The following is a 12,630-nucleotide window of genomic DNA, read 5'->3' on the forward strand; positions in this document are numbered from 1 at the left end:
ATAAATTATGAGCGACCGTAAATACTTTGGTACAGACGGCATTCGTGGCAAAGTTGGCGATACCCCGATTACGCCTGATTTTGTATTAAAGCTCGGTTGGGCTGCGGGCAAAGTACTGGCTCGTCACAGCTTCGGCAAAGTGATTATCGGTAAAGATACCCGTATCTCAGGCTATATGCTGGAGTCTGCTCTTGAGGCGGGGCTTGCTGCCGCGGGGCTTTCAGCCTCATTCACCGGCCCAATGCCAACGCCGGCGATTGCATACCTGACCCGCACCTTCCGCGCTGAGGCAGGTATCGTCATTTCTGCTTCCCACAATCCGTATTACGACAACGGCATTAAATTTTTCTCGACCGACGGGACAAAGTTGCCGGATCACGTAGAGGAAGCCATCGAAGCCGAGATGGAAAAGCCGCTGACCTGTGTTGAGTCTGCCGAATTAGGTAAAGCCAGCCGTATTGTTGACGCTGCAGGCCGCTACATTGAATTTTGCAAAGGCACTTTTCCGGCTGAGCTTAGCCTAAGCGGATTAAAAATTGTTGTCGACTGCGCCAACGGCGCCACCTATCACATTGCACCCAGCGTCATGCGTGAACTGGGTGCCAAAGTGATTGCTATCGGCTGCGAGCCGGACGGCATGAACATCAATGAAGGCTGCGGGGCTACCGACGTGGCGTTATTACAGCAGCGCGTACTTGAAGAAAAGGCCGATCTGGGTCTGGCCTTTGACGGCGACGGCGACCGCATCATTATGGTCGACCACGAAGGCAACAAGGTTGATGGCGACCAGATCCTCTACATCATTGCCCGGGAAGGCCTGCGTCAAGGCCAACTGCGCGGCGGTGTGGTCGGCACGCTGATGAGCAACATGGGCCTTGAGCTGGCACTCAAACAGTTGGGGATCCCTTTTGCTCGTGCTAAAGTCGGCGACCGTTACGTCCTTGAAAAATTGCAGGAAAAAGGCTGGCGCATCGGGGCTGAAAATTCCGGGCACGTTATTTTGCTCGACAAAACCACGACCGGCGACGGCATTGTGGCCGGTTTGCAAGTGCTTACTGCAATGGTCCGCAATCATATGACTTTGCACGACTTGTGCAGTGGCATGAAACTGCTGCCGCAGATTTTGGTTAACGTGCGCTTCTCCGGCGAGAGCGATCCACTGGAAGACGCAAACGTTAAAAGTATCACCGCAGACGTCGAAAAACAGTTGGCGGGTAAAGGTCGCGTGTTGTTGCGTAAATCTGGCACCGAGCCACTGATCCGCGTGATGGTCGAAGGTGAAGATGCCGTATTGGTTGAAAAACTGGCCAATCACATTGCCGATGCCGTAAAAGCCGTTTGATTGACTGACAGGGCAACATCGGCAAAGGTGTTGCCATGTCATTGCAATAATAAGAAAATATTGCTCGCAATTGATTATCTTATCGCCACTCTGGCGACAAAATGGCAGTATTTGGCGCTTTTTTCTGCAATTGAACAATAAGCTGAAAATTGCCCTTGCACGAGCATAACGCTTTGGTTAGTATTCACACCCGCTTCAGTAGGTCCTTAAAGGTCTACGGCTAATCATAGTAAGAAGCTGGTGAGAAGCAATTAGCACGCGGTGAACCCGCAAGGATACAGGTACAACTATGTACGATGCTCTTCTGGTGATTTTCCTTATCGTGGCAATCGGCCTTGTCGGTCTGGTTATGCTGCAACAAGGTAAAGGTGCAGATATGGGAGCCTCTTTCGGAGCAGGTGCATCTGGCACGTTGTTCGGTTCGAGCGGTTCCGGTAACTTTATGACCCGCATGACGGCTATTTTGGCGGCGCTGTTCTTCGTCATTAGTTTGATCTTGGGGAACATGAGCACCAATAAAAGCCAAAAAGGCAGCGAGTGGGAAAATCTGGGTCAGCCAGTTAAATCTGAGCAGACTACTGCACCGGCAGCTCCTACAGGCCCAAGCAGCGATATTCCTAAGTAAGTTGTAGTTCAGTATCAGCAGCAAACATTGACGCCAGCGTCAGTGTAGAAGTAAAAAGTTTCTAACAATGGCAATTACTTGGACAGTAAGTGCGATTGGGAAAAAAAGAGTGCCGAGGTGGTGGAATTGGTAGACACGCTACCTTGAGGTGGTAGTGCCCGAATGGGCTTACGGGTTCAAGTCCCGTCCTCGGTACCAATCTTTTGATGACTTGCATTCTTGCGGTTATCAGCGTAGTATTTTGCGGCATCAAGTCGCGACAATATGTACGCGTTACGTTGTTTTCGGACGCGGGGTGGAGCAGCCTGGTAGCTCGTCGGGCTCATAACCCGAAGGTCGTCGGTTCAAATCCGGCCCCCGCAACCACTTTCCTCAAGTATTTGTTTTCAAATATACTGCTAGTATCTCCCTGGTGCTTCCGAGTATCCATTTGAAAAAAATCCTTTTGAAAGTGAGCCGAAGCCGCATTGCGGCAAATAGGGTCCAGTTGCATAAAGCCCCGATTTATCGGGGTTTTTTGTTATTTGGCAACAGAATCACTGGGCTATTAGGCCCTTTTTTTATGTCTTGGGGGTGGACTTGTCCACATTAGAACAAAAATTAACAGAGATGATTTCAGCGCCGGTCGAAGCATTAGGTTTCGAGCTGGTAGGTATTGAGTTCGTTCGAGCTCGCCAATCGACACTACGCATCTATATTGATAGTGAAGACGGGATCAACGTTGATGATTGTGCTGATGTCAGCCACCAGGTTAGCGCTGTACTCGAAGTAGAAGACCCGATTACCGTTGCCTACAATCTGGAAGTTTCCTCCCCGGGCCTCGACCGCCCTATGTTCACCGCCGCTCATTATCAACGTTTCCTCGGTGATGAAGTCAGCGTGGTATTGCGTATGGCAATGCAGAACCGCCGCAAATGGCAGGGAATAATCAAGGCTGTCGAAGGCGAAATGATCACGGTTACGGTGGATGGTAAAGACGAAGTGTTCGCACTGAGCAACATCCAGAAGGCGAACCTGGTACCCCACTTTTAAAGTTAGGATGAGGCAACGAGGATGAATAAAGAAATTCTGGCTGTTGTAGAAGCAGTTTCGAATGAAAAGTCCCTTCCGCGCGAGAAAATTTTTGAAGCGCTGGAAACTGCATTGTCGACAGCGACCAAGAAAAAGTACGAGCAGGAAATCGAAGTTCGCGTCACCATTGACCGTAAAACCGGCGACTTTGACACCTTCCGCCGCTGGGTAGCTGTAAATGAAGTTACCCAACCGACGCGCGAAATTACGCTTGAAGCTGCTCAATACGAAGATCCTTCCATTGAATTGGGCGACTACGTCGAAGATCAAATCGAATCCGTCACCTTTGACCGTATCACCACGCAGACTGCAAAACAGGTTATCGTACAGAAAGTACGTGAAGCTGAACGTGCAATGGTGGTCGACGCGTTCCGTGAACAGGAAGGCGAGATCGTTACCGGCGTAGTTAAAAAAGTTAACCGTGACAGCATTGCCCTGGATTTGGGTAGCAACGCTGAAGCCGTGATCCTTCGTGAAGACATGTTGCCACGCGAGAACTTCCGCTCAGGTGACCGTATTCGCGGCGTACTTTACGCTGTGCGCCCTGAAGCTCGCGGTGCTCAACTGTTTGTGAGCCGTTCACGTAACGAGATGCTGGTTGAACTGTTCCGCATCGAAGTACCAGAAATCGGCGAAGAACTCATTGAAATCAAAGCCGCAGCCCGCGATCCGGGTTCACGTGCCAAGATTGCAGTGAAAACTAACGATAAGCGTATCGACCCTGTTGGTGCTTGTGTCGGTATGCGCGGTGCGCGCGTTCAGGCCGTTTCCAGTGAACTGGGCGGTGAACGTATCGATATCATCCTTTGGGATGACAATCCTGCGCAATTTGTTATCAACGCCATGGCGCCGGCAGACGTCGCGTCAATCGTTGTTGATGAAGACAAGTGCACCATGGATATCGCCGTTGAAGCCAGCAACCTGGCACAGGCGATCGGCCGTAACGGCCAAAACGTACGTTTAGCTTCTCAACTGTTGAAACAGCACCGTGGTGACGACAAGTGGGAACTGAACGTGATGACGGCAGACGACCTGCAGGCCAAACATCAGGCCGAGGCGCATGCTGCAATTGAGACCTTCACCAAATACCTGGCAATCGACGAAGATTTCGCGACTGTTCTGGTTGAAGAAGGTTTCTCTACCCTCGAAGAGCTGGCTTACGTGCCGGTGAACGAGTTGTTAGAAATCGATGGTCTGGACGAAGACACGGTAGATGCGCTGCGCGAACGTGCGAAAGAAGCGCTGACCACCCTGGCCCTTGCACAGGAAGAAAGTCTCGGTGACAACAAGCCTGCTGAGGACCTGCTGAATCTTGCAGGTTTGGAACGCAGCATGGCGTTTAAACTGGCAGCAATCGGTGTTTGCACGCTGGAAGATCTTGCCGAGCAGGGTGTCGACGATCTGGCAGATATTGAAGGTCTTAATGACGAGCAGGCTGGTGAATTAATCATGGCCGCACGTAATATCTGTTGGTTTGGCGACAATGCGTAATCAACTGTAGCAGGAAGGAACAGCATGACAGATGTAACCGTAAAATCGCTGGCAGCGGAGATTCAAACTCCGGTCGATCGCCTGGTACAGCAATTTGCTGACGCAGGGATTGACAAGTCTGAAGCTGACTCTGTCACCCAGCATGAAAAAGAAACACTGTTGGCGCATTTGAATGGTGGAAATTCGAATGCGACAAACAAACTGACGTTACAACGCAAAACGCGTAGTACACTTAATGTTCCGAGCACCGGCGGGAAGAGTAAATCGGTGCAAATCGAGGTCCGCAAGAAACGCACTTATGTTAAACGTGATATGACCGAGGCAGAACTTGCCCAGGCCGAAGCGGAAGAGCAGGCAAAGCGTGAAGCGGAAGAACAGGCTCAGCGTGAAGCACAAGAGCAGGCCCAGCAAGTGGCCGCTCAGGAAAAAGCTAAACGTGAAGCCGCTGAGCAAGCCAAACGTGAGGCCGCTGATAAAGCTAAGCGTGACGCAGCGGAAAAAGATAAAGTGACGAATCAACATACCGACGAAGTAACCAAGCCAGCTCAGGCAGAAAAAGCACGCCGTGAAGCCGAAGCCGCTGAACTTAAGCGCAAAGCGGAACAAGAAGCACTGCGTAAAATCGAAGAGAATGCCAAGCGTGTAGCTGAAGAAGCTCGCAAAATGGCTGACTCAGGCGTATGGACTGAAGCGCCAGCGCCAAGCGAAGCCGAAGCTGAAACTGCGGACTATCATGTGACGACTTCACAGCACGCACGTGCTGCAGAAGATGAGAATGATGCCAAAGTTGAAGGCGAACGCCGCACCCGTTCACGCGGTGGTAAAGCGACCAAGCAGAAGAAAGGCAATAAACTGTCTGAATCTAAAGCCGATCGCGAAGAAGCCCGTGCCGTTGGCCGTGGTGGTAAAGGCAAGCGCAAACCAAGCACGCTGCAGCAGAGCTTTAACAAGCCTGTCGTTGCCGTGAACCGCGACGTTGTCGTGGGCGAAACCATTACCGTTGCCGAATTGGCAAACAAAATGGCAGTCAAAGGTTCTCAGGTCATCAAAACGATGATGAAACTGGGCGCCATGGCCACCATCAACCAGGTTATCGATCAGGAAACTGCTCAGCTGGTTGCTGAAGAAATGGGTCACAAAGTTATCCTGCGTCGTGAAAACGAGCTGGAAGAAGCGCTGATGAGCGACCGTGACACCGCTTCAGCTGCTGCTGAACCGCGTGCGCCAGTCGTCACCATCATGGGTCACGTTGACCACGGTAAAACCTCTTTGCTCGACTACATTCGTTCAACGAAAGTAGCTGCAGGCGAAGCGGGCGGCATTACACAGCACATCGGTGCTTATCATGTTGAAACCGAAAACGGCATGATAACCTTCCTCGATACCCCTGGACACGCCGCGTTTACTTCAATGCGTGCTCGTGGTGCCAAGGCTACCGACATCGTTGTTCTGGTTGTTTCTGCTGATGACGGCGTGATGCCACAAACCATCGAAGCCGTACAACATGCGAAAGCAGCTGGCGTGCCTATCGTGGTTGCGGTGAACAAAGTTGATAAGCCAGACGCTGATCCAGAGCGCGTTAAAACCGAACTTTCTCAGTATGGCGTTATGCCAGAAGAGTGGGGCGGCGAATCTCAGTTCATCCACGTATCTGCGAAAGCCGGTACCGGTATCGACGAACTGTTGAACGCCATCCTGCTGCAAGCTGAAGTTCTGGAATTGCAGGCCGTTCGCACCGGCATGGCAAGCGGCGTTGTTATCGAATCCTTCCTTGATAAAGGTCGTGGCCCAGTGGCTACCGTGCTGGTTCAGGAAGGTACGCTGAACAAGGGTGATATTATCCTGTGTGGCTTCGAATACGGCCGTGTGCGTGCGATGCGTGACGAAATGGGTCGCGACATCACCTCTGCGGGTCCTTCTATCCCTGTCGAAGTTCTGGGTCTGTCCAGCGTTCCGGCTGCGGGTGATGAAGTTACCGTCGTTCGTGATGAGAAGAAAGCGCGTGAAGTTGCGCTGTATCGTCAAGGTAAGTTCCGCGAAGTTAAACTGGCTCGCCAGCAGAAATCTAAACTGGAAAACATGTTTGCGAACATGACCGAAGGCGAAGTTTCTGAGCTTAACATCGTGTTGAAATCTGACGTGCAGGGTTCTTGCGAAGCTATCTCTGATGCGCTGCAGAATCTGTCAACTGCAGAAGTTAAAGTCAAAATTGTGGGTATGGGCGTAGGTGGTATCACCGAAACCGACGCAACGCTGGCTGCCGCTTCTCGCGCAATCATCCTTGGCTTTAACGTGCGTGCCGATGCATCTGCTCGCCGCGTCGTTGAAAACGAAAGCCTGGATCTGCGTTACTACTCCGTGATCTATAACCTGATTGATGAAGTCAAACAGGCGATGAGCGGTATGTTGGCACCAGAATACAAACAGCAAATCATTGGTCTGGCTGAAGTTCGTGACGTGTTCAAGTCACCGAAATTTGGCGCTATCGCAGGCTGTATGGTTACTGAAGGTATGATTAAACGTAATAACCCAATCCGCGTTCTGCGTGACAACGTGGTTATCTATGAAGGCGAGCTGGAATCTCTGCGCCGCTTCAAAGATGACGTTAACGAAGTCCGTAACGGCATGGAATGTGGTATCGGCGTTAAGAACTACAACGACGTGCGCCCTGGCGATGTTATCGAAGTATTCGAAATCATCGAAATCAAGCGCACCATCGCTTAACGTTTTACGTTTTCGATTACATCCAGAACCATTGGGGGGCCTTGCGCCCCCTTATTTGTCTGATGCATGGTTGAAGTAAAAGTTTGGAGTAATAAATTATGGCTAAAGAATTCAGCCGTACCCAACGCGTCTCCCAAGAGATGCAAAAAGAAATTGCTATTATCCTGCAGCGTGAAGTGAAAGACCCGCGCGTAGGCATGGCAACGGTTTCCGGCGTAGAAGTTTCCCGCGACCTGGCGTATGCCAAAGTATTCGTGACATTTTTAGACGTGCTGACCACTGAGCCTCAGGATCCTGACCGCGTTAAAAACGGAATTAAGGCCCTGCAGGATGCTCAAGGTTTCATCCGCACCCTGATTGGTAAAGCTATGCGTTTGCGCGTAGTACCAGAGCTGACTTTCGCCTACGACGACTCTTTAGTTGAAGGTATGCGCATGTCTAACCTGGTCACCAACGTCGTGAAAAATGATGCTGAACGTCGTTCTGCAGCAGGCGACGACGAGGAATCCTAATGAGTCGTCCACGTCGCCGCGGTCGTGATATTCACGGCGTTCTGTTACTGGATAAGTCACTGGGTCTGTCTTCAAACGATGCGTTGCAAAAGGTAAAACGCCTTTATAACGCCAATCGCGCGGGGCATACCGGTGCGTTGGATCCTCTGGCAACCGGCATGCTGCCGCTGTGCCTGGGTGAAGCGACCAAGTTTTCACGTTTTCTGCTCGACTCCGACAAGCGTTACCGCGTGATTGCCCGCATGGGCCAGCGTACTGATACCTCTGACGCAGAAGGTCAGATCATTTCAGAACGCCCTGTCACCTTTACCGAAGCCGAGTTGCAGGCTGCCCTCAATAGTTTCCGTGGTGAGACGCAGCAAATCCCTTCGATGTATTCAGCATTGAAATACCAAGGCCGTAAACTTTATGAGTATGCGCGCGAAGGGATAGAGGTTCCGCGTGAATCGCGCAGTATCACAGTCTATGAGCTACAGTTCATTCGCTGGGAAGGCGATGAAGTCGAGCTGGAGATCCACTGTTCGAAGGGCACTTATATTCGCACCATCGTTGATGACCTGGGTGAAAAACTCGGTTGTGGTGCGCACGTATCCTTCCTACGCCGCCTGCAGGTGGCGACCTACCCGTCTGAGCGTATGGTCACCATGGAACAGCTGCAGGAGCTGATTGCCAAAGCCGAAGCTGAGGGTATCGAACCGCGTTTACTGCTCGATCCTCTGCTGTTGCCGATGGACAGCCCGTGTGAAGATTTTCCCGAAGTCAATTTGCTGCCCTTCGTGGCGGGTTATGTCAAGCAGGGTCAGCCAGTGCAGGCCTCTGGTGTACCGCTTTCCGGCCTGGTGCGCATGACTGAAGGTGAAGAGAGAAAGTTCATCGGTGTAGGTGAAATCGATGATCAAGGCCGCGTTGCTCCCAAGCGCCTGGTCGTAGAGTACCCTGAGTAATCTGCAGTCGGGGAATTCCGAATGCGGGTTAACACAGTGTTGCTCATGTTGCGATCGCGCATATCAAAGAGTAGAATAGCGCAGCTTGTGCATGGGGTTGCTGAATTAGAGATCGGCGCCCGTTTAAATTAATCTATAATATTTTGGAGTTCATTATGTCTCTAAGCGTTGAAGCTAAAGCTCAAATCGTTGCTGACTATGGTCGCGGTACTAACGACAGCGGTTCTACCGAAGTTCAGGTTGCCCTGTTGACTGCTCAGATTAACCATCTGCAAGGTCACTTCTCAGAGCACAAAAAAGATCACCACAGCCGTCGTGGTCTGCTGCGTATGGTTTCTCAGCGTCGTAAACTGCTGGACTACCTGAAGCGTAAAGACGTAGCACGTTACACCAGCGTTATCGAACGTCTTGGTCTGCGTCGCTAAGTTAGCGAGTTTCAGTGTAAAGGGGCCAAGTTGGCCCCTTTATTCTAGGAAGCGACAGAAAAGCTTTTACTGGCAAGTCTGTTGTTTCTACGCTACTTTTTTATAAATAAAAGTTTGTAACGCAGGTTCAACAAACCCGATTTTATAAAAAAGTAGAGTTTCAAAAAGAGTAGTTTGTTCGCGAGATCTTCCGTTACAGAGGTTCGCGCGGCTAATGAGAGACTTTAATCCCAATGAGAGGGTTAAGGATTGTCATTAGTCGCGAGGATGTAGTGTGAAGTTCAGAATTTATTGACGTGAACTGCTGTCATAACAGCTGCGCGTCACACGAAAAGGATATTACATTGCTTAAAGCGACAGTTCGTAAGTTCCAATACGGTCAACACACCGTGACCATCGAAACCGGCATGATGGCGCGTCAAGCCACCGCCGCCGTTATGGTTAGCATGGATGATACTGCGGTATTCGTTACCGTTGTTGGCCAGAAAAAAGCGAAACCAGGCCAGAGCTTCTTCCCTCTGACCGTGAACTACCAGGAGCGTACTTACGCTGCCGGTAAAATCCCAGGCAGCTTCTTCCGTCGTGAAGCGCGCCCAAGCGAAGGCGAGACTCTGACTTCTCGTTTGATCGACCGCCCAATTCGTCCACTGTTCCCGGACAGCTTCTTGAACGAAGTTCAGGTTATCGCGACCGTGGTTTCACTGAACCCACAGGTTAACCCGGACATCGTTGCGATGATCGGTGCTTCTGCTGCGCTGAGCCTGTCAGGCATTCCGTTCAACGGCCCAATCGGTGCTGCTCGTGTTGGTTACATCAACGACCAGTACGTGCTGAACCCAACCGCCGACGAACTGCTTGAAAGCAAACTGGACCTGGTTGTTGCCGGTACCCAGGGTGCTGTGCTGATGGTTGAATCAGAGGCTGAAGTACTGAGCGAAGAGCAAATGCTCGGCGCAGTGGTGTTTGGTCATGACCAACAGCAGATCGTTATCAACGAAATCAACTCACTGGTTGCTGAAGTTGGCAAACCTAAGTGGGATTGGCAGCCAGAAGTGGTTAACGCTGACCTGCACGCTCGCATTGCGGCTAAAGCAGAAGCTCAACTGGGTGACGCTTACCGCATTACTGACAAACAAGAGCGTTATGCTCGCGTTAACGTGATCAAAGACGAAGTCACCACCGCGCTGCTGGGTGAAGATGAAACGCTGGACGCTGGCGAAATCTCTGATCTGCTGGGCTCAATCGAGAAAAATGTTGTTCGTAGCCGCGTTCTTAGCGGTGCGCCACGTATCGATGGCCGCGAAAAAGACATGATCCGTGGTCTGGACGTGCGTACCGGTGTACTGCCACGTACCCACGGCTCTTCACTGTTTACTCGTGGTGAAACTCAGGCACTGGTTACTGCAACGCTGGGTACAACCCGCGATGCACAAAATCTTGACGAACTGATGGGTGCCAAAACTGACACCTTCCTGTTCCACTACAACTTCCCTCCGTACTCCGTAGGTGAAACGGGCATGGTAGGTTCACCTAAGCGTCGCGAAATCGGTCACGGCCGTTTAGCAAAACGCGGTGTTCTGGCCGTAATGCCTAAGTTCGAAGACTTCCCATACACCATTCGTGTTGTATCTGAAATCACCGAATCTAACGGTTCATCTTCAATGGCTTCCGTTTGTGGCGCATCACTGGCCCTGATGGACGCAGGTGTGCCGATTAAAGCCGCCGTTGCGGGTATCGCGATGGGTCTGGTTAAAGAAGGCGAAAACTTTGTTGTTCTGTCCGACATTCTGGGTGACGAAGACCACTTGGGTGATATGGACTTCAAAGTAGCAGGCAGCAGCGAAGGTATCACTGCACTGCAAATGGATATCAAAATCGAAGGTATCACCCGCGAAATCATGCAGGCTGCTCTGAGTCAGGCCAAAGGTGCTCGTTTGCACATTCTGGGCGTGATGAACCAGGCAATCAGCCAGTCTCGTGGCGATATCTCTCAGTTTGCTCCACGCATTCACACCATCAAAATTAGCGCTGACAAAATCAAAGATGTCATCGGTAAAGGTGGTTCTGTAATCCGTGCGCTGACTGAAGAAACCGGTACTACCATCGAAATCGAAGATGACGGCACGGTTAAAATTTCTGCGACTGACAACGAAAAAGCAAAACACGCTATTCGTCGTATCGAAGAAATCACTGCTGAAATCGAAGTTGGCCGCATTTATCAGGGTAAAGTTACCCGCATCGTTGACTTTGGCGCGTTCGTTGCCATCGGCGGCGGTAAAGAAGGTCTGGTTCACATTTCTCAAATCGCCGACAAGCGCGTAGAGAAAGTGACTGACTATCTGACGATGGGTCAGGAAGTTCCGGTTAAGGTTCTGGAAGTTGACCGTCAGGGTCGTGTGCGCTTGAGCATTAAAGAAGCCACCACGCCTTCTGAAGATTCAGCTGAACCAGCTGCAGAGTAATCTGTAACCTGTAGTTTACAGTCTCCCGGCTATTTAGTCGGGAGCTGTTCGTATCATGAGTGCAGGACGCATTTATGCTAAGCAAGCGGATAACAGGAAGTTTGTCCAATGTTTGTCTTCGGGAGTTGAAATGAAGCCTTTCTTGCGCTGTTGTTATGTTGCGACAACACTTTTGTTGGCAGGATGCAGCAACCATGATTGGCGCAAAAACGAAGTCCTGGCAATCCCGCTGCAGCCTACTTTGCAGCAGGAAGTTATCCTGGCTCGAATGGAACAAATACTTGCCAGTCGTTCATTGACAGATGATGAGCGTGCGCAGCTATTATATGAGCGCGGTGTACTGTATGATAGTCTCGGGCTAAGAGCACTGGCGCGAAATGATTTCTCACAAGCGCTGTCTATTCGTCCTGATATGCCAGAAGTTTTTAACTACCTTGGGATATACCTAACGCAGGCAGGCAATTACGATGCTGCCTATGAAGCGTTTGATTCTGTACTAGAGCTTGATCCAACTTACAATTACGCGCGTTTAAATCGCGGTATCGCACTGTATTACGGTGGTAGATATCCGCTGGCGCAGGATGATTTGCAGGCGTTTTATCGAGACGATCCAAATGATCCCTTCCGTTCGTTATGGCTATATCTTGTGGAAAGAGAAATCAATCCTAAGAATGCCGAAGTAGCGCTGCAGCAGCGTTATGACAAAGCGGACAGAGGGCAATGGGGATGGAATATCGTCGAATTCTACCTGGGCAAAATCAGCGAATCCACGCTGATGGACCGCCTGAAGGCAGAAGCAACGGATAACACTTCGCTCGCTGAGCATCTCAGTGAAACTGACTTCTATTTAGGTAAACATTACCTAAGTCTGGGGGACAAGGACAGCGCTTCTGCTCTGTTCAAACTGACGGTAGCTAACAACGTTCACAATTTTGTTGAGCACCGCTATGCATTGTTGGAATTGGCGCTTTTGGGCCAAGAGCAAGACGACCTATCAGAATCGGACCAGCAATAGCTGACGACACTAATCAGCC

Annotated in this window: 10 protein-coding genes and 2 tRNA genes; all 12 read left to right on the forward strand. The window is 50.8% G+C overall.

Features of this window, described 5'->3' with window-relative positions:
* Positions 1-7: 7 nt before the first annotated feature.
* A complete protein-coding gene (glmM, locus tag GA565_RS03605) occupies positions 8-1,342 on the forward strand; it encodes a phosphoglucosamine mutase (RefSeq protein WP_152197376.1) in 1,335 nt (444 codons plus the stop codon).
* Positions 1,343-1,631: 289 nt separating this feature from the next.
* On the forward strand, positions 1,632-1,967 hold the full coding sequence (gene secG / locus GA565_RS03610) for a preprotein translocase subunit SecG (protein ID WP_045049016.1): 336 nt from the start codon (positions 1,632-1,634) through the stop codon (positions 1,965-1,967).
* A 111-nt stretch (positions 1,968-2,078) separates the two neighbouring features.
* Positions 2,079-2,165: transfer RNA gene (locus GA565_RS03615), tRNA-Leu, on the forward strand.
* A 91-nt stretch (positions 2,166-2,256) separates the two neighbouring features.
* Positions 2,257-2,333, forward strand: a tRNA-Met gene (locus tag GA565_RS03620).
* Positions 2,334-2,546: 213 nt separating this feature from the next.
* A complete protein-coding gene (rimP, locus tag GA565_RS03625) occupies positions 2,547-2,999 on the forward strand; it encodes a ribosome maturation factor RimP (RefSeq protein WP_139804091.1) in 453 nt (150 codons plus the stop codon).
* Positions 3,000-3,020: 21 nt separating this feature from the next.
* Entirely contained in the window at positions 3,021-4,529 is a 1,509-nt protein-coding gene (nusA, locus tag GA565_RS03630) for a transcription termination factor NusA (protein WP_055782480.1), read from the forward strand.
* A gap of 24 nt (positions 4,530-4,553) precedes the next feature.
* The gene (infB, locus tag GA565_RS03635) at positions 4,554-7,253 is read left to right on the forward strand and encodes a translation initiation factor IF-2 (RefSeq protein ID WP_152197377.1); all 2,700 of its coding nucleotides are present in this window, start codon (positions 4,554-4,556) and stop codon (positions 7,251-7,253) included.
* Between the two features lie 98 nt (positions 7,254-7,351).
* Positions 7,352-7,765: a 30S ribosome-binding factor RbfA gene (gene rbfA / locus GA565_RS03640; protein WP_055782486.1), complete on the forward strand. Its 414-nt coding sequence runs from the start codon at positions 7,352-7,354 to the stop codon at positions 7,763-7,765.
* Complete coding sequence (gene truB, locus GA565_RS03645) at positions 7,765-8,709, forward strand: tRNA pseudouridine(55) synthase TruB (protein WP_152197378.1); 945 nt, start codon at positions 7,765-7,767, stop codon at positions 8,707-8,709. Before rbfA ends, truB begins: the two co-directional genes overlap by 1 nt.
* 155 nt (positions 8,710-8,864) lie before the next feature.
* Positions 8,865-9,134 (forward strand): 30S ribosomal protein S15, encoded by a 270-nt coding sequence (rpsO, locus tag GA565_RS03650; RefSeq protein WP_055782493.1) that lies wholly within the window; start codon positions 8,865-8,867, stop codon positions 9,132-9,134.
* Between the two features lie 344 nt (positions 9,135-9,478).
* Positions 9,479-11,596, forward strand: a complete 2,118-nt coding sequence (gene pnp / locus GA565_RS03655) for a polyribonucleotide nucleotidyltransferase (RefSeq protein WP_152197379.1) — start codon at positions 9,479-9,481, stop codon at positions 11,594-11,596.
* A gap of 130 nt (positions 11,597-11,726) precedes the next feature.
* Positions 11,727-12,611 carry a lipoprotein NlpI gene (gene nlpI / locus GA565_RS03660; protein ID WP_009636792.1) on the forward strand — a complete coding sequence of 295 codons (885 nt, stop codon included), beginning with the start codon at positions 11,727-11,729 and terminating at the stop codon, positions 12,609-12,611.
* Positions 12,612-12,630: the final 19 nt, after the last annotated feature.

It is taken from the genome of Rouxiella sp. S1S-2, assembly GCF_009208105.1.
In the GTDB taxonomy this organism is placed as follows: Bacteria; Pseudomonadota; Gammaproteobacteria; order Enterobacterales; family Enterobacteriaceae; genus Rouxiella.

What these genes read in the sequence shown, in the direction of transcription:
- glmM (WP_152197376.1), top strand. Translation starts at nt 8, where the DNA reads ATGAGCGACCGTAAATACTTTGGTACAGACGGCATTCGTGGCAAAGTT.
- secG (WP_045049016.1), top strand. Translation starts at nt 1,632, where the DNA reads ATGTACGATGCTCTTCTGGTGATTTTCCTTATCGTGGCAATCGGCCTT.
- nusA (WP_055782480.1), top strand. Translation starts at nt 3,021, where the DNA reads ATGAATAAAGAAATTCTGGCTGTTGTAGAAGCAGTTTCGAATGAAAAG.
- infB (WP_152197377.1), top strand. Translation starts at nt 4,554, where the DNA reads ATGACAGATGTAACCGTAAAATCGCTGGCAGCGGAGATTCAAACTCCG.
- rbfA (WP_055782486.1), top strand. Translation starts at nt 7,352, where the DNA reads ATGGCTAAAGAATTCAGCCGTACCCAACGCGTCTCCCAAGAGATGCAA.
- truB (WP_152197378.1), top strand. Translation starts at nt 7,765, where the DNA reads ATGAGTCGTCCACGTCGCCGCGGTCGTGATATTCACGGCGTTCTGTTA.
- rpsO (WP_055782493.1), top strand. Translation starts at nt 8,865, where the DNA reads ATGTCTCTAAGCGTTGAAGCTAAAGCTCAAATCGTTGCTGACTATGGT.
- nlpI (WP_009636792.1), top strand. Translation starts at nt 11,727, where the DNA reads ATGAAGCCTTTCTTGCGCTGTTGTTATGTTGCGACAACACTTTTGTTG.